General features: G+C 37.3%; 24 protein-coding genes. 4 read left to right on the top strand and 20 right to left on the bottom strand.

What is annotated here, in order from left to right; translation table 11 throughout:
- Window positions 1-298: 298 nt before the first annotated feature.
- On the bottom strand, window positions 299-1,399 hold the full coding sequence (locus ACFSBH_RS20100; RefSeq protein ID WP_379599437.1) for a glycosyltransferase family 61 protein: 1,101 nt from the start codon (window positions 1,397-1,399) through the stop codon (window positions 299-301).
- Between the two features lie 136 nt (window positions 1,400-1,535).
- Here ACFSBH_RS20100 and ACFSBH_RS20095 point away from each other — a divergent pair, with 136 nt between their 5' ends.
- The 3 genes from ACFSBH_RS20095 (at window position 1,536) to ACFSBH_RS20085 (ending at window position 4,419) form a co-directional block, all read left to right on the top strand.
- Entirely contained in the window at window positions 1,536-2,666 is a 1,131-nt protein-coding gene (locus ACFSBH_RS20095) for a polysaccharide biosynthesis C-terminal domain-containing protein (RefSeq protein ID WP_251514437.1), read from the top strand.
- 17 nt (window positions 2,667-2,683) lie between these two features.
- Complete coding sequence (locus ACFSBH_RS20090) at window positions 2,684-3,424, top strand: sulfotransferase domain-containing protein (RefSeq protein WP_251514435.1); 741 nt, start codon at window positions 2,684-2,686, stop codon at window positions 3,422-3,424.
- 68 nt (window positions 3,425-3,492) lie between these two features.
- Window positions 3,493-4,419: a glycosyltransferase gene (locus ACFSBH_RS20085; RefSeq protein WP_379599435.1), complete on the top strand. Its 927-nt coding sequence runs from the start codon at window positions 3,493-3,495 to the stop codon at window positions 4,417-4,419.
- Window positions 4,420-4,514: 95 nt separating this feature from the next.
- Here ACFSBH_RS20085 and ACFSBH_RS20080 read toward each other — a convergent pair whose 3' ends face one another.
- The 14 genes from ACFSBH_RS20080 to ACFSBH_RS20015 form a co-directional block, all read right to left on the bottom strand.
- Entirely contained in the window at window positions 4,515-5,543 is a 1,029-nt protein-coding gene (locus ACFSBH_RS20080) for a polysaccharide biosynthesis protein (RefSeq protein WP_379599433.1), read from the bottom strand.
- Between the two features lie 215 nt (window positions 5,544-5,758).
- Window positions 5,759-6,040, bottom strand: coding sequence for a hypothetical protein (locus ACFSBH_RS20075; protein WP_379599431.1), 282 nt, complete (start codon window positions 6,038-6,040; stop codon window positions 5,759-5,761).
- 847 nt (window positions 6,041-6,887) lie between these two features.
- Window positions 6,888-7,100, bottom strand: coding sequence for a hypothetical protein (locus ACFSBH_RS20070; RefSeq protein WP_251514428.1), 213 nt, complete (start codon window positions 7,098-7,100; stop codon window positions 6,888-6,890).
- Between the two features lie 16 nt (window positions 7,101-7,116).
- Complete coding sequence (locus tag ACFSBH_RS20065; protein WP_379599429.1) at window positions 7,117-7,473, bottom strand: DUF2642 domain-containing protein; 357 nt, start codon at window positions 7,471-7,473, stop codon at window positions 7,117-7,119.
- 132 nt (window positions 7,474-7,605) lie between these two features.
- On the bottom strand, window positions 7,606-8,040 hold the full coding sequence (locus ACFSBH_RS20060; protein ID WP_251514423.1) for a spore coat protein: 435 nt from the start codon (window positions 8,038-8,040) through the stop codon (window positions 7,606-7,608).
- Between the two features lie 18 nt (window positions 8,041-8,058).
- The gene (locus tag ACFSBH_RS20055; RefSeq protein ID WP_251514420.1) at window positions 8,059-8,619 is read right to left on the bottom strand and encodes a spore coat protein; all 561 of its coding nucleotides are present in this window, start codon (window positions 8,617-8,619) and stop codon (window positions 8,059-8,061) included.
- 121 nt (window positions 8,620-8,740) lie between these two features.
- On the bottom strand, window positions 8,741-8,941 hold the full coding sequence (locus ACFSBH_RS20050) for a spore coat protein (RefSeq protein ID WP_251514418.1): 201 nt from the start codon (window positions 8,939-8,941) through the stop codon (window positions 8,741-8,743).
- Window positions 8,942-9,258: 317 nt separating this feature from the next.
- On the bottom strand, window positions 9,259-9,402 hold the full coding sequence (locus ACFSBH_RS20045; RefSeq protein ID WP_379599426.1) for a hypothetical protein: 144 nt from the start codon (window positions 9,400-9,402) through the stop codon (window positions 9,259-9,261).
- A gap of 319 nt (window positions 9,403-9,721) precedes the next feature.
- A complete protein-coding gene (locus ACFSBH_RS20040; RefSeq protein WP_251514417.1) occupies window positions 9,722-10,000 on the bottom strand; it encodes a CD3324 family protein in 279 nt (92 codons plus the stop codon).
- 355 nt (window positions 10,001-10,355) lie between these two features.
- On the bottom strand, window positions 10,356-11,816 hold the full coding sequence (locus tag ACFSBH_RS20035; RefSeq protein ID WP_251514416.1) for a CoA-acylating methylmalonate-semialdehyde dehydrogenase: 1,461 nt from the start codon (window positions 11,814-11,816) through the stop codon (window positions 10,356-10,358).
- A 201-nt stretch (window positions 11,817-12,017) separates the two neighbouring features.
- Window positions 12,018-12,233, bottom strand: a complete 216-nt coding sequence (locus tag ACFSBH_RS20030; RefSeq protein ID WP_251514415.1) for a WYL domain-containing protein — start codon at window positions 12,231-12,233, stop codon at window positions 12,018-12,020.
- A gap of 199 nt (window positions 12,234-12,432) precedes the next feature.
- Complete coding sequence (gene tatA / locus ACFSBH_RS20025; RefSeq protein WP_251514414.1) at window positions 12,433-12,630, bottom strand: twin-arginine translocase TatA/TatE family subunit; 198 nt, start codon at window positions 12,628-12,630, stop codon at window positions 12,433-12,435.
- A 199-nt stretch (window positions 12,631-12,829) separates the two neighbouring features.
- Window positions 12,830-14,542, bottom strand: a complete 1,713-nt coding sequence (locus tag ACFSBH_RS20020) for a GMC family oxidoreductase (RefSeq protein ID WP_251514413.1) — start codon at window positions 14,540-14,542, stop codon at window positions 12,830-12,832.
- Window positions 14,543-14,636: 94 nt separating this feature from the next.
- Window positions 14,637-15,410, bottom strand: a complete 774-nt coding sequence (locus ACFSBH_RS20015) for a gluconate 2-dehydrogenase subunit 3 family protein (protein ID WP_251514412.1) — start codon at window positions 15,408-15,410, stop codon at window positions 14,637-14,639.
- Between the two features lie 731 nt (window positions 15,411-16,141).
- On the opposite strand from ACFSBH_RS20015, the gene ACFSBH_RS20010 reads away from it, so the two are divergent.
- The gene (locus ACFSBH_RS20010; protein ID WP_251514411.1) at window positions 16,142-17,701 is read left to right on the top strand and encodes an FAD-dependent oxidoreductase; all 1,560 of its coding nucleotides are present in this window, start codon (window positions 16,142-16,144) and stop codon (window positions 17,699-17,701) included.
- A 64-nt stretch (window positions 17,702-17,765) separates the two neighbouring features.
- On the opposite strand, the gene ACFSBH_RS20005 is transcribed toward ACFSBH_RS20010, so the two are convergent.
- The 5 genes from ACFSBH_RS20005 to ACFSBH_RS19985 all read right to left on the bottom strand — a co-directional run bounded on the left by ACFSBH_RS20005 (window position 17,766) and on the right by ACFSBH_RS19985 (window position 22,519).
- A complete protein-coding gene (locus ACFSBH_RS20005) occupies window positions 17,766-19,382 on the bottom strand; it encodes a M20/M25/M40 family metallo-hydrolase (protein WP_251514410.1) in 1,617 nt (538 codons plus the stop codon).
- Window positions 19,383-19,436: 54 nt separating this feature from the next.
- Window positions 19,437-20,159, bottom strand: coding sequence for an amino acid ABC transporter ATP-binding protein (locus ACFSBH_RS20000; RefSeq protein ID WP_251514409.1), 723 nt, complete (start codon window positions 20,157-20,159; stop codon window positions 19,437-19,439).
- Window positions 20,146-20,814 (bottom strand): amino acid ABC transporter permease, encoded by a 669-nt coding sequence (locus ACFSBH_RS19995; protein ID WP_251514407.1) that lies wholly within the window; start codon window positions 20,812-20,814, stop codon window positions 20,146-20,148. Before ACFSBH_RS19995 ends, ACFSBH_RS20000 begins: the two co-directional genes overlap by 14 nt.
- A 102-nt stretch (window positions 20,815-20,916) precedes the next feature.
- A complete protein-coding gene (locus tag ACFSBH_RS19990; protein WP_251514406.1) occupies window positions 20,917-21,747 on the bottom strand; it encodes a basic amino acid ABC transporter substrate-binding protein in 831 nt (276 codons plus the stop codon).
- Window positions 21,748-22,102: 355 nt separating this feature from the next.
- Complete coding sequence (locus ACFSBH_RS19985) at window positions 22,103-22,519, bottom strand: YugN family protein (protein ID WP_251514405.1); 417 nt, start codon at window positions 22,517-22,519, stop codon at window positions 22,103-22,105.
- Between the last annotated feature and the right edge of the window lie 367 nt (window positions 22,520-22,886).

Here is a 22,886-nt window from a genome sequence, read left to right as displayed (position 1 = left end):
AACAAAAAACAAATTCCCCATGTTGTACTACAGATCAGTTCCAATAGCATAGAAAAACAATTGATTCAAGATAAAGTATGATACCACTATTGACTTTGTCTCGGCTTTTGTACTTGCGCATTGACACAGGTTAGGAATTAGAAGATATTTCTTTAGATAGAATCTTGCTTCCAAAATAATAAACATAATGTGGTGATATTCCCTGCAGAGCATTCGTTATTAATAAACAAAAACAATCAAGCCGGGGTCTTTATCAATAGGAGGGTTTCCAAAAGAGGATTGTAAAAAGACAATTTGACTAGCTAATCCCCTCATTATTTAACATCGTCCTTAATTTGTTAACATCAACAACAAGGTTTTTGAGGACTTCATGGGATTTAGAACCGGGATTAGCAGTCCTGCATTTTAGTAGGTGGTAATCTAAACCTAAGTATTGTCCAATTTTTACGAACTCATCAGAAGTAGAAGTAAAAAGCTGAATAATTTTCGTTCCAGGCTGACAAAACATTATATTTGCTAGGCCTGCACCATTTGGACTAATGATCACTTTGGCTGAGGAAAAAATATCAATTTGTTCCTGTACAGTCAGAGAACTTAAGACGATTTTTTTAAAGCCTTTAATCGTTAATAGTTTCATAAGCTTCGGTTCATTAGCAACCTTCCGCCATGAAGCATCTTCCCTGCTGACATAAATTCTTTCAAAGTTACTTAATTCATTTTTTGGGGGTGTCTTAAGAAAAGATTTCCGAAGAAATTCAATTGTCCATTTTACACATGTTCCTGCATTAAAGGGAACCGAGGGTAGAATTAAACTTTCAGCTTTCAAGTGCTGTCCAGCTTTAAGCTGTAGAATCATTTCGTCAGGAATTCCAAGCATTCTTACAGTTTCTCGTTGAAATGGCTTAGTCATAGCCGGTAGAACATATTTGTCAATGTGAAATCCACTTAGCTGCAATAAATGATAGCGTCCTAGTATATCATGTAACCAATGCCAGTAATTCGTGTGCCCGGCCCAGGATAAAACACCCAAGTTGCCATTGTAAAGTGTTGGTACAGGTATATGCTTGTGAGCCACCCTTTCAAAATATGGATGATATAAATGAAAAACCATATCTTGCAAACACTTTTGGTCAGGAGTCATTGTATATACCATTCCTTCACCTTTATCACACATCCAAATACTTCCGTTCTTTATCATGGAAACATAAGATTCAGGAAACCTATGTTCAACTCCGAACTTTGGAGGTATTACCCAATCCACCCATTCTGGTGTATCTCCTTTTGGAACTCTAAATGTCACTACCTCGTCTTTAAAAAACTCTTTATAAACATCATCTAAATCCTTATTCTTAGTAGTTTCTTTCATCCAATCTTTTGTATGAACAAATAAATCCGTCATAAATTGCCTTACCTCCTTTTAAATTGGTTGCCCCAATTCCGCCCTATTATTACACATCCTCTGATATAAAACATAATATGTAGAAGAATAACTAATAGTGCAAAAATTGAGCTTTAGTCAGATAGGAGAGTATAACATGATTAACGTATTAGTAACCGGGGCAGGAGGATTTATTGGTAAAAATTTAATAGATGTACTGCAACAAGACAAAAAGATCATTGTCAATCAGTATCATCGAAATGATGACGTATCGCAGTTATATCAGTATTTAAATAATGCTGATATAGTCTATCACCTTGCAGGAGTTAACAGACCTAAGGAAAATGAAGAGTTTACTAAAGTTAATAAAGGACTTACAGAGACCATTGTTAAATATTTGAAGGATCAGAATAAAACACCACTGATAGTTTTTTCATCTTCAAGGCAAGCAGAGATGAATAACCCTTATGGTCAAAGTAAAAAAGAAGCTGAAGAAGTTCTAAAAAAATTCAGCATAGAGACTGGGGCAGACGTAAGAATTTATCAATTGCCAGGTGTCTTCGGTAAGTGGTGTAAACCGCATTACAATTCAGTTGTTGCTACGTTCTGCCATGAAATTGCACATCATAGGGAAATAGATATCCATGATGCAGATAAAATGTTGGAGCTTGTATATATTGATGATGTCGTGAATAGTTTCATAGATTGCCTTTATGAGAAAAAGATGGGAAAGACTTTTTATCAACATATCAAACAAACTTTTCATATAACCGTAGGAGAGTTAGCTAATAGGCTTTATAAAATTAGAGACATACGGAAATCGTTGATTATACCGGATTTGTCTGATTTGCTGACTAAATATTTATATACAACCTATTTATCTTATATAGAACCTAACGACTTTTCCTATAGATTGCCTACACATAAAGATAGTAGGGGTAGTCTGATTGAATTAATCAAATCGCACCAGGCTGGACAAATATTTATGTCAACCACAAAAAAAGGTGTCATAAGGGGAAATCACTATCACCATACAAAGGTAGAGAAGTTTTGCGTTATTAAAGGCACAGCAAATATTAAACTAAGGAAAATTGGTAATGATAAAACGATCACTTACACTGTGTCAGACCAAAATATTGAGATTGTAGATATTCCTCCAGGTTATACGCATTCGATTGAAAATATAACGGATGAAGAGATAATTGTATTGTTTTGGGCTAATGAACTTTTTGACCCGAATAATCCGGATACTTTTTATTTACAAGTTGATAGGGATAAAACTGATTAAAAGAGAGGATGATATTTGTGTCGAAAGATAGAAAATATAAATTTCAAGAAGATGATATTTGTATAGTTGCCTACCCTAAGTCAGGAAACAATTTTCTACTATTTCTTGTTGCTACGTTACTGTACAAGAAAAAATTAGATTGGGCAACTAAAGGGATGATGATTCAAAACATAGATAGCGAGCCAATTGTCGGACTTCCCTCCCCACATCTTGTTTGGAGCCATCATGGTTATGATCCAACCTATCCGAAAGTTATTTACCTTGTAAGAGATCCAAGAGATATCGTCATTTCTTATTATCATCATTTTCAGAAATACTTTGGTGATACACGGAGCTTTAATGATTTCTTTGATGCTTTTATGGAAGGAAGCATCGGTCCTGGATTCTGGGATAAGAATATAGAAAGCTGGCTTGACAATCAGAAAAACGTTAACAATGGATTTCTGCTGATTAAATATGAAGATCTCCTAGAAAACACTTTTAAAGAAGCACAAAGGATTATAAAATTCTTAAATTTGAACAGAACGAACAAAGAAATAAACGAAGCGGTAAAATGGGCATCCTTTGATAATATGAAAGAATTAGAGAAGAAACAACATGAGCATCTTAACGGCAGGTCACCACTTGTTAATCCGAACATCCCTTTTGTAAGGGAGGGTCGGTCAAATTCATGGAAATCTGTCTTAAGTCAAACGCAACAAATACAAATCAATGAAAAGTTTTATAAAACTTTAAAACGATTAGGATATGATATTTAAACGTAACAGGCAAGCGCCTTTTGATATCAAAAGGCGCTTATTACTTTTGAGAAAGGAGAATATTACCGATGCTGAATATATTACTTATAGCAACGGATACTTCTCATTTTACAAATAATAATTACCACGTTCTAGAGAAAGAATTAGCAAATATAACAAATCTGATGGTCTATCGAAAATCTGGACATATCAATAAAATACTACACAATATTCCTTACAAACCAGATTTCATCTTAATTCTAAATGATGTAGGGAAAAATTTTGCCCCAGTGGTTAACGGTTTGTCCACTATCAACATTCCAACAGCACTGGTAGTGAATGATGCCCACCGATTTGTGAATCAACGGAAAAGGTATATAACAGCTAATCATATCAAAATATTCTTTGTCATATGTAAGCATAATTTCTTCAATTATTACCCAGACCAACAACATGACAAAGTTTTCTTTTTACCCCAATTTGCTAATATCTCCATATTCAAAAAATACAACATTGAAAAGTCAATTGACATGATGATGTTAGGGGAAACCTCTCTGCCGAAAATATACCCTTTAAGAGAACAGATATTAAAATATTTTAAATCTGACCCTAGATTTGTAACTTCCCCTCATCCAGGTTGGAAAAATTTTTCGGAAAAACAAGCGAAAGAGGCCTTAATTAAAGAGAATTATGCACGGGAAATTAACAAGGCAAAACTCTTTTTTGCATGTGGATCTATCCGGCAAGTGGTGACTTTTAAATATTTTGAAGTTCCAGCTTGCGGTACGTTACTATTGGCCCCTGACTTGCCGGAACTAAAAGAGATCGGCTTATTACCAGGTAAACATTTTGTAGATATAAATGAGGAGAATTTTGCGGAGAAAGCAGAATACTACCTAATAAACGAGCAGAAAAGAAAACGAATAATAGAGCAGGGTTTCCATTTCATTCACCATAACCATTCAGCTGCTCACCGTGCAAAGCAACTGGTCGATCAAATAAAAACAATACTGTAAAAAAACTTATTCTTAATGCCTCCCACCTAAATAAAATGGCTGACACCGAGTATCACATAATCGTGATTCTGAGTCAGACCATTTTTTTATATCGTTTACTCTTTCCTTTCAACATCGTTATCAAAAATTGCTTTTGTTGAAATAAAATCAGCGTCCATAAGAATTTGCTCAATTTCGTATAACTGCATCAATTTATCATTTGATTGATATCGAGCAAAACTAACCTTTGGTAGCTTCCCGTATCTTTCTCTTAATTCTTCAGAGGCATTATCAGGTAAGATGACGTAATAATTCTCATCAAATTTACAAGCGTTACGTGATTCAGCTTCGGATACTAATACTTCATGCAGTTTCTCACCTGGCCGAATGCCAATTTCTTTTATAGTAATTTCCTTAGTAGCGTAATGCTCCTTCAAAACCTCAATTAAGTCAATAATCCGACATGCTTTCATCTTCATAACAAATATTTCTCCGCCAATTGCTTTTTCGGATGCGTATAATAATAAATCAATCGCTTGAGAGACGGTCAAAAAGAAGCGGGTCATTTCTTTTGATGTTAGAGGTACAGAATGATGGTGTATGATTTGATCTTTGAAAAATGGGATGGCACTACCATTTGTTCCAATAACATTACCTCCACGAATACAAACAAAACGAGTATGGTTACTTAACTGGTTGGCTTGGATGGCAAGCTTTTCACCAATCGCTTTTGTCATACCATAGAAATTAATCGGTTCCACTGCCTTATCTGTCGATACATCAATAACTTTTTTTACATTTTGAATTAAACTCGCTTTAATCACATTCTCCGTTCCGTGAACATTAGTCTTCAATGCCTCCAATGGTTGATCTTCACAGATTGGAACATGTTTTAGCGCCGAAAGATGAAAAATATAATCAACATTTCTTGCTGCTTCGTTCACGGCTTCAAAGTCTCTAACATCACCTATCACAAATTTTAAAATGGGATTATCCGAATACTTTCTCTTCATATTAACCTGTGCAAATTCATTACGCGAGAATATTCGAATCTCTTTCGGTTCGAATGGTAGAAGCTTCTTCACAAGCTCATGCCCCCATGAGCCTGTTCCTCCAGTAACCAATATTATTGCATCTTTAAACAACTTAAAAAAACTCCCCTCCAACTATTATTCTTATTAATTGTCACCAAGAGTTTACTTATTGATAGCTGATCGTCTATAGACCAGTTCCCAGATAACCCATTTTCTTGCTCTCATGTTTTTATCTAATAAATGAAGCAGATAATAAAAGGCAAAATCTACAGCGTGACGTTAAATTATTAACTTCAAAGGACTTCTCATTGTACTTCGAGATATACTCAGCGTAGAAATAAGTTGATCTCATCTCTTAACCTTGTATCTTTTCTTGGATTGTTAGTGAATTCAAATACTTTTCCCTTTATAAAGCAACACATTAATTTATATGAAAGATGCAAGCTACTTTCGTTTTTTGAGATGTATCTTTCTTTCATAATCTTTACGGATGTTAAATTATAATCTGCTAAAAATGCATCCTTATCTTCCCTCATTCTTAGAAAATGGAATAGAGGGAATTTACCTTCACTATCCTTAAGAGAGATATTTCTTCTGTATTCCTTCATCATATTAGTAGTATTATCGACGCTGACTTCCCTAGATACATACTAGAACTTCCTTCTTCACTTAATATCAATCTATGGATTCATAAGTTATAAGATTGGACATATCAACCAAAACATTACATTTTCACGAAATTGAAAAAACCACCTATTTCCAATAGTTTTTGATCAAAGTTACCATCAGTCGAGAAAACAAGAATGTGTAGGCATAAACAAGATTAAATTAAAATACTCATCATATTCGATCGAAAATTAGGATAATATACAGACTAGATTTTAATATACATGTATCAGCATTCTGCATCTTGAAGAAAGATTTTGTTTCAGAATATAACCGGACATTTTTTTAACTGTCTATCTTCCTTAATAGACGGGATAGAATACTGAACAGCGTGATAGGACATGTGAGGATATAAGAACAGCGATTTCATGTGACAGATTTAGACAAATTATAATTTGTCTGTATTTGATAATAAAAAAGGTCTGAAGAGGTAAGTAGGACATTAGCACTTATGGGTTAATCAGCATATAATGAAGTAACTAACAGTAATTGGTTTTATTCGTCATACAACTCCTAAAGAAAGCAGACACGAAGGATACAATATAGAATAAAGATGCTGATATACTATGATATGCAAGTAAAATACACTACATTTTTTACCTCCATTAAGAAACAGCCTTCCCCCATACCAGGCAAGGCTATTTCTTAAAACGGTGTCCGATTTTATATTTGTTCCCCGTAAGAAAAGTAATGACTAGTAACTATTCCACAGAATAGTGGAAAAACATCCGAGGAACAAGTTCTACTTGTTGCACAATCATTGTTATTTTAATATTCATAATCAAGTTATTAGACTGCTACAGGGAATCGGACATAGTTGATGGCACTTGCTGCGACATACTGTTTGGTTGTGGTCCCGTATCCACTAGTTACCTCGATAACTAGAACTAAATCACCTGTAACTGTCGAGAGTATCCCTTCAATTACATTACTATCCGTGGTGACCTCTACTGTTGCTCCTAAACGTCTAGCCAATTCAGCAGTGAAAGTTGCTTCAAACATTTATTACACTCCTCCTTTATAATTCACTCACTAATTCAATTTTGTCTATTCGAATTAGCACTTGCGATCCGTCAGCCTCGACAAGTACGATATAGTCGTTTCTGACGGCAAGTAGCACTCCAGTTAACGGTCCAAACGGAACGGTAACTTCTACTTGCTCGTTTACTAAGGATAATAGTAGCTCCCTTATTGATGCTGGACTGGTTGGAGGTATTGGTGGATTTGGTGTTGGCGGTGTTGGTCGACGATCTATCGAAATCCCTCCGAAGTCGACATTAAAGTCTACGGACGGAAAGTCTACTTCGACACCAGTTGTAGTTGCTCTATCGATGAGAGAAGTGTTATTTTGTGACAGCTGATTGAGTAAACCCAATAAAGCTCTCTGCCTATTTGTTAATTCTGGCAAGTTGATTCATCCTTTCTTATTTTGTCTTATTCTTATCGTGGTGATAGGCAGGAAAATTACCCACCAATGATTGCTGGTAATTTTCCGCCTTCACCCATATTACAGAATGTCTAACGTAGCAATGACACCAAGAAGAAGTTGAATGAGTATTTGTAGATGTACTGCAATATCTGTATCAACTGTGACAATGTCAACATACTTCGACTTTTCTACAATTGTTTTTTGGCGATTGCTCTGATTTGTCTTAGAAATCTGTTTGAAGTCTTGTAAGATATCTTCAACTTGATTATCATCTGCTATAGCCAAGCGAAGCACAATGGCAAGCGCTGCTTCGATACCGATTTGTAAAGATAGTGCTACCTGTGTATCAGTTGTTTCAACATTAACACATTCTGAATCCTTAATAATGATCCATTCTTCTGAGAGCTGTTTTGTAATGTTCGTCTGTTCGGCATCCTGTTCTACAATCGCTTGTGAACCCCCTCTATTGTCCTCGCAGTAATCCAATGCTCGCCACTCTTTTGTTTTTGACATATGTTACACCCCTTTCCTTTATAAGATATCTACCAATAGCACTAATGCAATCAGGACTTGAAGCATTAATTGAATGTTAATTGCCAAATCTGTATCTTTCGTAGTTACATTTGCGTCTTTTGTGTTATAAATTAAGATTTTTTGCTTATTCTTTTGCGCCATATTGAATTGTTGTGTAAGCTCTTGAGATACAGCATCCCTTTGTTGCCCATCAGCAATTGAGATATTTAAAACGAGGGCAATGGCTAGTTGCAAAGCAGCTTGAAGAGAGACACCTATTTGAGTATCAGTTGTGTTCACTTTAATGTGGCAAGATTCCTTTACCCAAATTACTTCAGCTGATTCTTGATCCATCCATGATAGTTGGGCTCCATCCTGTAGTTCAAAAGCATCGTTATTGCTTTGGAAGTTCGATTCAACTGATTGGTGATTACTAAATTCATGGGAACTCTTACATCCACAGTGGTCACCACAACCGCAATTTCTCCTAGTTCCTTCAAATGCTGTATCATCAAAGTACGAATATCTATCTCTTCCATGGTCAATATCATAGTAATCTACATTTCTAAAAACAGACATTTAGACACTCCTTTCTTGTGGTTATATGATATTTTTATGGTTTTTTTTTCTATAAGACTGTACAAATTCACTAGCTTCCTTAAAAATAGCAAAAGCACCTAGTTCTAGGTGCTTTCATGAATCATTCACTGTTTTCTTCCTTTTGACTTTGCTGAAATTCTTCAACTTGCCTCTTTAAGTCTTCCACCATTTCCCTCAACATCTTTTTCTGTTCTTCCGGTATACTTCTTTTGACCTCATCCGCTTTGACTCCATTTTTACTTAGTACACTCTTGACTAATACCTCGACCACTTTATTGTTAATAGGTGGTTGACCACTCATAATACTCTCCCCTTCCTTTCATGTATCTATATTAGACTATGTAATTTACCTTATCCTGATTATGCAGCAGTCTAGATTAGAATTTCATTTGACTTGTACAGCATGGTAAAACACACATTTTAAAGCCCTGTAAACTGTTGTCTCTTTCAAACATGTCTGTTTCTGCATGTTATATAGTAAGTGCAAGGTGCCTGGCACTCCTCATCTTTTGTTTTACATGGCACCTTCACCTGAACCTTCCACAACCTCTTTCTACACAATTGGAGCCACTATCCAGAGGGATAGTGGCTCACTTTTTCTATTATTGTATTTGCTGTTTATACAAATACATTCAAAATTGTCAGCAGCAATTTTAGATTTTTATCAGTTTTATAATAGCAACTATTTCCATATGTTTCTTCCTTCACTTTCTCCAAACGATCTTTAACAATACATCTATATACATCAATATCTGTAAGCATGATTTCCTCCCCTTATTCTTACTATTAATAATGAGGAAGGCTTGTAGTTTAACAGCATGAACCAAAAGTTTGGTAACGATTTTACTCAAATTCAATCTCTAGCCGATTGAATGGAGTATCATGTTTAAAATCGAGCCACCCCAAGAAATATTTTTAACATCATCTGTTACCTCCTTTCCAAAAGTCACTTGCTACAACCTTATTTATACAATGGAGCGCATACGCAAACAAGCGAAAGAATAATTATAACTGTTCTTGCCGACCTAGGTACAATAAAAAAGCATGGAGTCCTTCGTAAGGACTCCATGCTTTTTTATTGTTAATTATGGTTATTACGCATCTTATAAATGATTTTTCTAATAGTATCAATCGATAAATGAAATTTCTGTTCCAATTCTTCAAATGTGATCCCATCACGATACAATTGGAACATTTCCTCATTTCGTTTAGCGATCAATGCTCTAGATCCACTCACTTCTCCCCAAGCTGCCCGTTCCTTTTTTGCTTTAGGAATATAAATCAAGTCTCCTTGGATATATTTCTGCATTTCTTTCAGCAAACTAGGGGGAAGAACCTCTTTTGCATTTTTGTACTGCACGATTCATTTCCTCCTTAAAACGTTGAAAATCTAAATAACCGTTTCCTGGAAAAATTCCCATAGTCCGTGCACCCCTTTCTATATATATTTTTCACTTTCTACATAATGCAAATTATAAACGACTTTTTCCAAATTGGAAAGATGTTAATTTTGCAAATATTTTTCGCAAATAAGTGGGACCGTATAAAATACGGTCCCACAAAGGTTATCCGCTAAGCGGAAATCACCTCAACACACGTAATCAATATGATCACCCTCCTTCCCGAAAGAGTCTATCGGTCCGACATCTATATTAACTCATATTCACGGGGTCTTATACAAGGGGAAGAATGGTTATAATTGTTTTATCCTATTATTAAACCCATTTCGTCGTAATGACTTTTTTACGTGTATAGAAGTTAAGCCCATCTTTTCCATTGGCATGTAGATCACCATAGAACGAATCTTTCCAACCGGAAAAAGGGAAGAATGCCATTGGAGCCGGTACCCCGATATTCACACCAAGCATTCCTGCATCAATTGTCTCTCTGAACCTGCGTACGCTTCCGCCGTCTCTTGTGAAAATACATGCTCCATTTGCGAAACGGGATTGATTGGACAGAGCGATTGCTTCATCTAAATCTCTCACACGTGATATGGATAGGACTGGTGCAAATATCTCATCTTGCCAGATTTTCATATCTGGTGTGACATGGTCGAAAATCGTTGGACCGACAAAGTAGCCTGCCTCTTCGACAGCTTCGTCTTTTCTTCCGTCACGTACAAGCGATGCTCCTTCTTTCTCACCGGTTTCAATATAATTTAGTGTACGTTCTTTATGCTGGTCACGGATGACAGGGCCTAAGAAAATCCCTTCATCTAAGCCGTTTCCAATTTTTATCTCATCAGCTTTTTGCTTCAGGCGTACTAAGAATTCATCAGCGATTGAATCTTCCACCGCTACAACAGATGCTGCCATGCAGCGCTCTCCAGCAGAACCAAATGCTGCGTTCAGAATTTGCGTAGCAGCATTTTCCAAGTTTGCATCACTTAAAACAATCGAATGGTTTTTAGCACCTGCTAATGCTTGAACGCGTTTTAGATTAGCTGTTCCACGTTTATAAACGTACTCTGCCACCGGCTGAGAACCTACAAAGGAAATTGCCGCTACATCTTTATGATCCAGCAATCCATTTACGACATCATGCGCCCCATGGACGATATTAAATACACCATTCGGTAATCCCGCTTCTTCCAATAGCTCGGCTAATCGGTTAGCCAAGAGTGGTGTTCGTTCAGAAGGCTTTAATACGAATGTATTACCAGTTGCAATCGCCATCGGGAACATCCAGCAAGGTACCATCATTGGAAAATTGAATGGGGTAATCCCACCGATAACACCAATAGGATAACGGTACACTCCAGACTCAAGATCTGTTGCAATCGATGGAAGTTGTTCACCCATCATGAGGGAAGGTGCACCTGCAGCAAATTCGACGTTCTCAATACCACGTTGAACTTCACCGTAGGCTTCCGTGTAATTTTTCCCATTTTCAATTGTAATGAGACGAGCCAGCTCTTCCCAGTTCTCTACTAATAATTGCTGATATTTAAATAGAATACGTGCACGTCTTGGCACTGCAACTTCTTTCCACGATTGAAATGCTTCATTCGCAGCTTCTACTGCGAGGTCCACATCTTCCTGGGAAGAAATAGGAACATGTGCTATCACTTCACCTGTTGCTGGGTTGTAGACAGGTTCTGATTTATCCGTGTTTGCTTCTATCCATTTACCGCCGATGTAATTCTTCAAAACTTTCATTGATGTTTGTGCCAATTAAGGTCCTCCTTACCATTTCATTAAACTTAAGGGAAGTTTTAGGCTCTATTTATAATACTTTTACCATTACAGGAGATATTAAACTCATACCCTATAAAACTAGTTCTACATGTATCAGTGCTTATCCTTCTTTTAATGAATATCATCAATTTACGCAGATAATGATTCATCTATGTTTTTTGTATTTAAACTGATGAATTATGCTCCCATACGAATCGGTCTAGGCTCAGCAGAAAGGATATGATCCCACTTCATTGTGCGAACAGCTTTACGGAAATAACAATATACAAGTAAGTATTCATCATTCATCTTTAATACCTTTACTTCACGTTGGGTTATTTCGTTATTTCCATTCATGTACATAATGGTAAGTTTTTGTTTGGACTCCATTGCACGCAAAAATACACCTTTCATACTCTTCCCTCCACGACTAACGAACGAATGTTCTTTTTAGTTATTATAAAGGAACGTGTGTTCTTTTGCAACACTTCACTATAATAACGGAAATGCATATTAAGATTACACGTTCGACCCTAAGTAGGATAAAGGCATTTTCACCTTAAATAAAAAAAGCACTGAAATCGAATTCGATTTCAGTGCTATATATGAAAGTTTATTTTTTTTCTGCAGTTGCTTCCTGCTTCTCTTTTTCGTCTTTATCATCCATCAGATCGCTTGCTGCACCTTTAAACTCTTTTAATGTCTGTCCAGCAGCTTTCCCGATTTGAGGTAATTTACTTGGCCCAAAAATAATCAGCGCTAAAATGACGATTAGAATTAGACCAGGAATTCCGATATTTGCTATACCCATTGTATCTCGCCTCCCACTTGGGACAAGTTTATCATAAAACTAGCTTTCTCGTATACCACGCATGAACGGGCTGTTAAGAATCCCCCTCCAATCATGAGGGTACCTCAATATATGAAGGTAGGAATAAACAGCCCATAAATCCCTGATTCTGGTCAACTAGCATTCAGGAGGTAGGCCCCCAACTGAATGAAGTTTCACATTATGCGAGACTGCCACCTTTTTTACTATAATCGATAATACCTTCAGATGCACGGTATGCTAATGCACCAAGAGTTGCAGTTGCGTTATATCCACTTTGGTGAGCATATGCAGATCCACCAACAACAAATACGTTATCATGCTCCCACATTTGTAGGTAGTTATTTACTGCAGATGTTTCAGGATCTGCTCCCATGATAACTCCACCAGTGTTGTGAGTTGCTTGATATCTTGTCATGTCAAAGTGATCCATGTTTGTATCATCACTGATATGAGTTGCTCCCATTGCTTCTAAGATTTTACGAGTTTGCTGGTTTAAGAACTTACCGCGTTTACGGTCACTCTCTGTAAAGTCAAACGTCATACGAAGAAGTGGGTAACCGTTAATATCTTTATACGTTGGATCTAAATCCAGGTAGTTGTGAACTGTTGGCAACTGTGCTCCATACGTGTAAAGGTTCAAATGACGATTGTAATATTTAAGGGATTGTGCTTTGAACTCTTTACCCCATCTAGGTGTACCTGAAGGAACTTGGTTTTCATCAATTGGACGTTTACCTTTTTGTCCCATTAATACTGATCCACCATGTAGGAAATCATAATCACTATGGTCAAAGTTATCTGCGTTAAAGTTATCTAACACTGCAGCAAGACCACCTGAACCAATTGCAGAGTTGAACTTCTCATCATCGAAGAAACCATCATTACCAACAATTACTTGGTAGCAATAGTTTTTACCGATTGTACCTCGGCCTGTTTTAGGATCATATGGAGTTCCCAATCCAGAGTTCAGAAGCAAACGGTTGTTATTGAATGTATAGCTCGTCACTGCAACAACTTCTGCCGGTTGTTCGAATCTTTCTCCTGTACGAGTATCCATGTAAAGCACTCCAGTAGCTTTTCCACCTTCATGCAGAATTTCAAGAACTTCTGAGTTGGCACGAAGTTCGAAGTTTCCAGTTTTTAGTGCTGTCGGAATTACTGTTGTATTAGGGCTTCCTTTCGCACCGAATTCACAACCGAAACGTTCACAGAAACCGTTATATTGACATGCCGCCAAATGTTGTCCATCTGGGTTATCATAAGCTTGTGAGTTATTCGCTGCCGGAATAACAAATGGGTCAAGTCCCATTTCCTTCGTCGCATCGAAGAAAATATCCATAGCTGGTGTCTTTTTCAATGCCGGGTTAGGGAACGGTTCGGAACGATGTCCACGTAATGGCGTTTCGTCACCAGAGATTCCAGCCATCAATTCAAATTTTGTATAATATGGTTCCATTTCGTCATATGTAATTCCCCAGTCTTGAATCGTCAATTCTGGATCAATTTTGCTTTCACCATATTTTTCAATTGTTTTCGAACGGATTTCAAAATCATATGGGTTATAACGGTCCGTCATTCCGTTCCAGTGCGTACCTGCTCCACCAACACCATTACCTAATAAGAAAGCTCCGTATTGGCGCATTGGTAAAGCTCTTTGTTTACTATTATGTCTAAATGTTAAAGTTTCACGAGATAAATCTTGCATCAGTTCGTAACGTAATGCATAGCGAAGTTCATCATGCTTCATTGCGAAGTTTTCTGTACTACGATCGCCACCACGCTCAAGACCAACGACTTTCAGGCCTGCTTTACTTAACTCAGCAGCAATAATGCCTCCTGTCCAACCTACACCTACCGTCACGACGTCTGTTTTTGGCAGTTTTGTAACCATACTTCCTATACTCCCTTTCTCGATGTACTACCCTGCTGTTAAAACCCCATACAGCCTGTCTCGTACAAATCCCTTATTTTATCTAAGAACGCTCTTAGTTATGTGTATCATGAAGACTCTTCGGTTCAATTTTAAGAAACTCTGTTTCCTCAACTTTATCTGCGTAACTCATTTGAACTCCTGGATATTCTTTCATCTTCCATCCAGCCATACCTTTGTTTCCACCATAAAGTGGGTCAGCGTAGACTCCCTCGATGGTAGTTTTACGTAAAAGTTCAAAGAATAAGCTTGAACGAAGGCCAGGAATCTTCACTTCATCATTTTCAAATGCAGTTAGAACTTCATCCTGTTGTTCTCCGTCTAACGCTACAAATAATGCATCAAATTTTTCTTGACTATATTTATCTAGAGCTTCTAATCCTAAATCGAAAACTTGATGGTGTTTTAACTGAGATTGATAACCTTGTTCAGGTACACCTTCAAAGAAAGGTCCTTGGCGGTATTCCTTCGCATTGATTCCCCATTTACCTGCTAATTGGTGGTCGATATAATATGGAACCCCCAACGCAATTGCTCCAGGTCCATTTTCATCTTCAGGGAAAATTCGCTCTGTTGCTTGTCCAAGTTTTTCAAAATCTGCCCGATTTGTAAAATATTGCAGTGCGTGGTCATGTTGCTGTGCTGGTTGAGATTCTGCAGGAGTAGCAGCAGGCGCTTCTTCTTCCTTACCATACATGCCTAGAATTCCACCTAATGCACTACCAACGGCAATTCCTCCGACAGCAATACCCGAGCTCTTCAAAAACTGGCGTCTGGAATTATTAGTTGTTTCAGTTGTTTCCAGCTTTTGATCCTCTTTTTTTTCCATTAATATATCCCCCATTCAAATACTTTTCATAAAGAACTGGAACGGCTTCTTGTTTCTGGTTTCTTTTATATGTAAATGTTGCAAATTGAAACAAAGTAATCGTTTACCAAATTCTTTACTTATACATAAATACGGTGTAAGAATTTTCAACAAAAAAATTCCCATCAATTTCTAGGGAATGATTAACACTTGCTATTTTCATAGACTATAGATACATCCATTTAAAAATATAGTGTGCTAATATAACCTAATTCATGATGTCAATTCTTGAAGTATGCTCACTTTGTTACAAATTCTTGAACTATTTATGCTGAATTAAGTATATGCCTCTCATTTTGTTTTGTCAATCAACTAAACTAATTATCCAGTAACTAGAAATTAATAGAAAATCATGGAGGAAAATTGCATAGATTGGTAAATTTATTAAGCATAGTTGCTAAATTCAATGTCCATTAATCGGATCACAACATCCGATTCATTTGCGTCGTTTGGTCCTGCAATTCTTCCTTAGTTTTTATTTAATTAAATATATCAATAATCGGTAAAGAAAAAAGAAACCTTTATTAAGTTTGGGTGATAAACAAATAACATCTATATAAAATCTACTACTCTCCTCTGTAATCCCTCAAGAATTATTCAGTATACACTGGTGAATTATTCCAGCTTTAGTATACTTCAGCCCTTATATGGAGATTCTGTTGATAATATTCATTATTTAACGGAGGGTTAGTATGGCTGAAAAACTACCAGATATCACAAAATCGTATTGGCGGGATTCTGTTAAGATCCCTGAATTTCCTAGATTAGAAAAGGACATACAAGTCGATGTTTGTATCGTTGGTGGAGGCATTACTGGAATTACTTCTGCCTATCTTTTGGCAATGGAAGGATTACGTGTCGCCATTCTAGATGCAAATGAATTATTAGGCGGGACGACGGGGCACACGACTGCTAAAATTACTGCTCAGCATGACTTGATTTACGATGAACTAATTAAAAACATGGGAAAGAGTAAGGCGAGATTATATTATGAAGCAAGCATGGAAGCATTGGCATTCATAAAAAGCACAGTGGAGAAGTCAGGTATAGATTGTGAATTTACCGAACAGGATGCATACATCTATTCCACGACCGAAGAATATGAAGAAAAAATCAACAAAGAAGTACAGGCATATGAGAAACTTGGTATCGATGGCGGATTGGTAGATACAATCCCATTTAATCTAAAAATCAGGAATGCTGCTGTCATGCGTAACCAAGCGCAATTTCATCCGTTAAAGTATTTAGTTCATTTAGTCGATGAGATTACTAAAAAAGATGGTCAAATCTTTAATCATACGACCGCAGTTAATGTGGAAACAGGAGAAAATCCAACCGTTTTAACAAGTAATGATCATCGTGTAACCGCTAAATTTGTCCTTGCATGCTCCCATTTTCCGTTTTATGAAGGGATGGGTTTATATTCAACGCGAATGTATGCAGATCGTTCCTATGTACTTGCTGTAAAACCAAATAAGCCATTTCCAGGCGGTATGTACATTAGCGCAGATCAACCGACACGTTCTGTGCGCTCGGTAACGATCAATGGAGAAGAAATGCTCCTCCTTGTTGGGGAAAGTCATAAAACCGGCCAAGGCATCGATACTAAAAAACATTTTGATGCATTGGAGCAATGGGGACAAGAGGTTTTTGGCATTGAAGAAATTCCTTATCGTTGGTCGGCACAAGACCTTACGACATTAGATAAAGTGCCATATATTGGAGAAATCACTTCCGGACAGCCGAACATCCTAATTGCCACAGGCTATAGAAAATGGGGAATGACCAATGGTACCGCAGCAGCTCTATTACTGAAAGATATTGTATTAGGAAGGGAAAATATTTTTAAGAACTTATTCACCCCTTCCAGGTTCTATGCGACACCAAGTATTAAGAACTTCCTCGTTCAAAATGCTGATGTTGTCGGCCATTTAATCAAAGGTAAGTTACAAATGAGTAATATGAATCCGAAAACATTAGATAATGATGAAGGTGCAGTCATCAGCATCAATGGAGAAAGAAAAGGGGCTTATCGGGATGAAAAAGGAGAGCTCCATATTGTTGATACAACCTGTACCCATGTCGGTTGCGAGGTGGAATGGAATAGTGGTGAGCGCAGCTGGGACTGCCCGTGTCATGGCTCCAGATTCACATATACTGGAGAAGTAATTGAAGGCCCGGCAGAAAAACCTTTACAGAAATATGATTACAAGATGATAGATAATCTAACATCGGAGGATTCCGGTTATTAATGCTTGAACCCTTATCCTGGGTAACCAGGATAAGGGTTCAATTCATTCATTTTAAAATGAAAGTCTAGTTAACCTTATTTTTTAAACTCAATTGTTGAATCATCTCTTTTAAAATAACCGGCATTTCTTCAAAAGCATTTTTAATATGTAACCGTTCAGTCAGTTTATGGGCATCCTTCCCAAATGGTCCGATATTTAGAACTGGAGCATCCAGTCTCAACATATCTTCGAATGGGATGGAATAGCTCGTCTCCCAGACCGGTGTGTTCGCTTCAAAAGTGACCGAATCCTTTGAATCTCCCTCATAAGATACATAACTCAAATCACAGATACCATTAAAATAGTGGACTCTCTCCACTTTCAAGTTGAATTTCTCTTTGGCAATTCTTTTCACAAAAGCCACACAGTTTTCAATCGTTTCATTGTCACTAGAATTCACAGCTGGATAGTACGGAGGTGTAAGTAAAATAACAATGGCCGGTGCAAGTTCCTGACATTCAATCATTAATTTATCCGCTATACGTAACGACTTTTCCCGATCGTCCCATTCTTTCTGGTGATGGACTGTCGCTTTCACCCTGTCGATGAATTCTCTTCCAAGCTTATTCACAGCATATGTTTCTAGCTGCTCGTACCGGATGACGGATACTTTCCCTACTGGATCCACTTGATTGTTTCTGCAAATTTCTGCGTAATCCCGATTTAGTCTCACAGCAGCTTTATTCGCAACTTGTTCAAAGCGATCAAATACATCAGCCGCCGTTTGTTCCATAACAAGCACATTATAAAGAGCACTCGAACGGTATGGTGTCTGTGTTGAATAATCGGACTTCAAATCACGTTGCTGTAAGGTGACTGGCAATGGATTCGTTTCACCATAAGAAGTTTCTTGAAACGAAGAATTCCACTCCATTTCCTGTGTCAGATAGGATGCAATATATGGAGAAGTCATCCCGTTCAATGGTTGTCCCGCATGAGTTTCCTTGCCGTAGAACAACGCAGCAGGCATGACCTTTCCTATCGATCCGGAATAAATATAATGTGTATCATCTCCATGTTGAGTGAAAACAGGCTCACTGTTTAGAAAAAGGATATAATTAAGTTCATGCTTTTCCTCCAATTTCAACAATGCAGGAACAGCGGATCGCATTCCAGCAGAGTTGACTTCTTCATCAGGAACGGTGAGCAGCAATAAATTAATTGGCCAGTTTTCCAAGCTTGCTCTTTCCAACATTTGCATATGTAACGCAAGGCCCATTTTCATATCCATGGTTCCTCTTCCAAATAAGTACTCTCCAGACGCTAAATCATTTCTCACGTCAGCTGAAAATTCAGCAGCTCTTATCTTCAATATTTCTGTAAGTTTATCTGGTTCAGTCGCCATTTCCTTCAGCTTCCCATATTCCTCTATGTTTACCGTATCGAAATGACTGACCAGACAAATTGTTTTCTGTGCATCTGGATGTTTATAAAGGGCTGTTAAGAACTGCCGTTGATCATCTGTATCATGGAGCGTAAGGTACTCCGGATGCTTTTGAAAATAAGCTAATTCCCGCAACTTATTTTCTAATTTTATCGGGAATTGACGCTCGCCTTCTGATAAGGTGATACTATTCCAACTTACCAGTTCATTTAGTAAATCTCTTAGTTGTTTTGGTGTACCCCATCTTGCTTTCAACATATTCACCCCGTAAATTCATATCTTCTTCTGTACTGCCAATAATGGAAAAGCTTATTACAATACTTTTGCAAGAAAGCTTTGTGTCCGCTTTTCCTGAGGATTATTAAATATCTCTGCAGGAGGACCTTCTTCTATGAGATACCCCTCATCCATAAATATTACCCGATCACCAACTTTGCGGGCGAACCCCATTTCATGCGTCACAATCACCATCGTCATACCATCTTCTGCAAGATCGCCAATTACATTTAAAACTTCACCTACCATCTCTGGATCAAGCGCAGAGGTCGGTTCATCGAATAACATGACTTTCGGTTTCATCGCCAAGGCACGGGCAATTGCAACACGTTGCTGTTGCCCTCCAGAAAGTTCATCTGGATAGTTTTGTTCCTTATCTCCAAGACCGACTCTTTTCAGTAATTGACGTGCAAGTTGCTCACTTTCCTCCTTGCTCTTGTTCAACACCTTCATCGGTCCAATTGTGATGTTCTGTAAAATATTTAAATGTCTGAACAAGTTAAATTGCTGAAAGCACATTCCAACATGTTGCCTTAACTCATGTATATTTGTTTTCGGGTTAGTAAGCTCCACCCCGTCAATTTCAATTTTTCCACTTGTTGCTTCCTCCAGCCCATTGAGGCAGCGGAGAAATGTACTCTTCCCGCTCCCAGATGGTCCAATTACCACAACAACTTCTTGATGCCGGATTTCAGTACTAATTCCTTTTAAAACATCAAGTTTACCAAATGATTTACGGAGGTTCTCAACGTTTATCAAGCTGCATTCTCCTTTCCAGATACCCGGCAAACTGTGATATCGCAAATATAATAGTAAAATAGATGATTGCAATTACTAGCCAAATAGAAAATGGCTCGAATGTAGCAGAAATAATTATCTGTCCACGATAAACCAGATCAATGATACCGATTGGAGCCAGTAAGGAAGTATCTTTAATCGTTTGTGCTGATTGGTTGACGAGTGGAGGGATCATCCGTTTAAAAGCTTGAGGTAATACGATGTACCTCATCGTTTTATATTCCGTCATACCAATACTTGCTGCAGCTTCCTTCTGCCCACGATCTACCCCAAGTATCCCCGCACGAATGATTTCAGATATATAAGCCCCCTCGTGCAAAGCAAGGGTGATAGTCGCTGCAATGATCGGATATGCTCTTTGACCGAACCATTCATTTAAAGGTAATACGCCCGTCAAACCGAAAACAATGAAGAATAGCTGTACTAATAATGGAGTCGAACGGAAAACTTCAATATATACTGTTGCGAGTCCTTTTAATATTTTTGACTTGGAAAGCTTCATTAGGGCAGCGATTAAACCAAAAATTACAGCCAAGATTATTGCGGCAATCGAGTAATACAGTGTAAATTTAAGGCCTTCCAAAAGTTGAGGGAGATTATCTAAAACTGCTTGCATGCTGTTGGACCTCCTTATGTATCAACAAGGAGATTAAAGGAAATCTAGCATGTTCTTCCCTTTAATCTCCCAGATAGTTTCATAATGTATGTGTTTAAGATGTTATTCCACCGTAATTACTACATCTTCCGGATTTAAGACATCTTCCACAAAACCATTTCTTTCTCCACCCAGATATTCATCAAATAGTTTCTCATATTCGCCATTCTCTTGAATGGTCGCTAATCCATTGTTAACTTTTTCGAGGATATCCTTCTTATCCGGATTTACCGCGATTCCGTAATATTCACCGTTTAGAATATCACCAACAATTACTGCATCTGAATTCCGTTCTGTTATATAGTTAATATTTGATGGATGATCATATAAAATTGCATCGACACCATCATTTTCAAGTGCGCTATATGCAGTACTAATATCAGCATATTGTTTAATATTTTGATCTTCGATTCCATTAGCAATCATATAATTATAAGAAGACGTACCTTTTTGGATACCTATCAATTTACCGTCTAAATCTTCAAAGCTCTGAATATCTGAATCCGCTGGTACTAGGATGGAAAGACCGGATTCGTAATAAGCATTTGAGAAATCAACACTTTCCATTCTTTGGTCAGTGATCGTCACCGCTCCAACGACGACATCGATTTGTCCCGCCTTCAGTGCTGGAATAAGTCCATCAAATTGCATCGTTGTAAACTCCACTTCGAAGTCTTCCGCTTCAGCAATTTTCTCAATTAAGCCAATATCAAAACCGATAAGTTCACCATTCTCTTCTGATTCAAACGGTGGATATGTTGGGCTTGTTCCAACTGTGATGACCAATTTATCAGATTCTCCACCACCATTATCATCTCCATCAGCTTCCGAACCACAAGCTGCCAATATGCCTAAAAATCCTACAATAAGTATTGATAGTATGAACTTTTTCAAATGAATATCCCCCCCTATATTTTGAATAACTTTTCCTAAATTAAGAAACGCTCTTATTCTTGAACATTGCTCAAATGCTTACCCAAAACTTCCCATTTTTCGTCACTCCAATCCTATTCGCAGCTCATATCTTATTCAACATCTTACTTTATAGCAGTTCGATTGTAAAGTTCTAATATTAGAAATACTTGTAATAACGATACACTTTTAATTATACATTCTTCTCTCATTCTTTCTCCTAATAAGAAAATCGTTCGGTAAAATAAAAACAACGTGACACCAATCATCTTATCGATGAGATGTATCACGCTGCTCTTTTAGCTATTTTCTTTTTCTATCATTTGAGTGGGGAACCTTATTGTTTTTCCAACTTATTTAATATATCTCCAATCGCTTCTTCTCCAAATTCCTGCCACTTACTTTTATCACGAATATAACCATCTGTATCAAGTGGTTCTTGAAATTGGCTAAAACCTGTTGCAGTTAATAGTGAATTTGAATCCTTATCCAATCCCAAATTCACAACATGCTTGATGACATAAGGCTGCTGGAATTCTATCCAAGCATCTTTTCGATCCAGCTCACCTTTAAGCACATGAAAAGGCAACCGAATATAAATAGTTTCTCCGCCTTCCCGGTGCATAATACCGTCAAATATTCCTCTATCGTAGTCCCAGTTGCCACCCATACTCAAACCATACTGTTTCAAGTTACTTTGGGCTTCTCCAAAAGACATCTGCTTTCCTTCAATATCTGTTTCCAAGCGAATCATCCATACAACCTCCACTGTGTTTTTTAACTATTATTGGTAATCAGCGGAAATGTATACATGTTAGAAAAAGAGTCAGCGATTATCATAACCAAATAATGTATGTAGCTATGATAACCAAATCATGTTATACTAGCTTGGCGATGAGCTGATTCGTGTAAGTCGAGGAACAAGGTAATACATGTGAATGTGAACACATGGTTCGCTCGCCACGAATATTCGATAACGCCTATATTTTATATAGGCGTTTTTTATTGTACTTTCACCACTAGCGTTGCATTAATTAAGATTAAATATTAACAAGACCCCGAATTTTCGCTAATTTACTTTAATGCAAATAAAAAGTCCTTTATAATGGATTTAGTCAGGT

Source organism: Oceanobacillus luteolus (genome assembly GCF_042678205.1).
Taxonomy (GTDB): domain Bacteria; phylum Bacillota; class Bacilli; order Bacillales; family Amphibacillaceae; genus Oceanobacillus; species Oceanobacillus luteolus.
Note: the sequence above shows the minus strand (reverse complement) of the source record. Positions and strands in the feature narration are given on the sequence as shown.

Coding starts and splice junctions, on each gene's coding strand:
- ACFSBH_RS20070 (WP_251514428.1), bottom strand. CDS start 7,100: ATGTTTGAAGCAACTTTCACTGCTGAATTGGCTAGACGTTTAGGAGCA.
- ACFSBH_RS20015 (WP_251514412.1), bottom strand. CDS start 15,410: ATGGAAAAAAAAGAGGATCAAAAGCTGGAAACAACTGAAACAACTAAT.
- ACFSBH_RS20100 (WP_379599437.1), bottom strand. CDS start 1,399: ATGACGGATTTATTTGTTCATACAAAAGATTGGATGAAAGAAACTACT.
- ACFSBH_RS20045 (WP_379599426.1), bottom strand. CDS start 9,402: ATGCTTACAGATATTGATGTATATAGATGTATTGTTAAAGATCGTTTG.
- ACFSBH_RS20060 (WP_251514423.1), bottom strand. CDS start 8,040: ATGTCAAAAACAAAAGAGTGGCGAGCATTGGATTACTGCGAGGACAAT.
- ACFSBH_RS20095 (WP_251514437.1), top strand. CDS start 1,536: ATGATTAACGTATTAGTAACCGGGGCAGGAGGATTTATTGGTAAAAAT.
- ACFSBH_RS20085 (WP_379599435.1), top strand. CDS start 3,493: ATGCTGAATATATTACTTATAGCAACGGATACTTCTCATTTTACAAAT.
- ACFSBH_RS19985 (WP_251514405.1), bottom strand. CDS start 22,519: ATGATTCGCTTGGAAACAGATATTGAAGGAAAGCAGATGTCTTTTGGA.
- ACFSBH_RS20005 (WP_251514410.1), bottom strand. CDS start 19,382: ATGTTGAAAGCAAGATGGGGTACACCAAAACAACTAAGAGATTTACTA.
- ACFSBH_RS20055 (WP_251514420.1), bottom strand. CDS start 8,619: ATGTCTGTTTTTAGAAATGTAGATTACTATGATATTGACCATGGAAGA.
- tatA (WP_251514414.1), bottom strand. CDS start 12,630: ATGGGTATAGCAAATATCGGAATTCCTGGTCTAATTCTAATCGTCATT.
- ACFSBH_RS20050 (WP_251514418.1), bottom strand. CDS start 8,941: ATGAGTGGTCAACCACCTATTAACAATAAAGTGGTCGAGGTATTAGTC.
- ACFSBH_RS20010 (WP_251514411.1), top strand. CDS start 16,142: ATGGCTGAAAAACTACCAGATATCACAAAATCGTATTGGCGGGATTCT.
- ACFSBH_RS20030 (WP_251514415.1), bottom strand. CDS start 12,233: ATGAAAGGTGTATTTTTGCGTGCAATGGAGTCCAAACAAAAACTTACC.
- ACFSBH_RS19995 (WP_251514407.1), bottom strand. CDS start 20,814: ATGCAAGCAGTTTTAGATAATCTCCCTCAACTTTTGGAAGGCCTTAAA.
- ACFSBH_RS20075 (WP_379599431.1), bottom strand. CDS start 6,040: ATGAAGGAATACAGAAGAAATATCTCTCTTAAGGATAGTGAAGGTAAA.
- ACFSBH_RS20020 (WP_251514413.1), bottom strand. CDS start 14,542: ATGGTTACAAAACTGCCAAAAACAGACGTCGTGACGGTAGGTGTAGGT.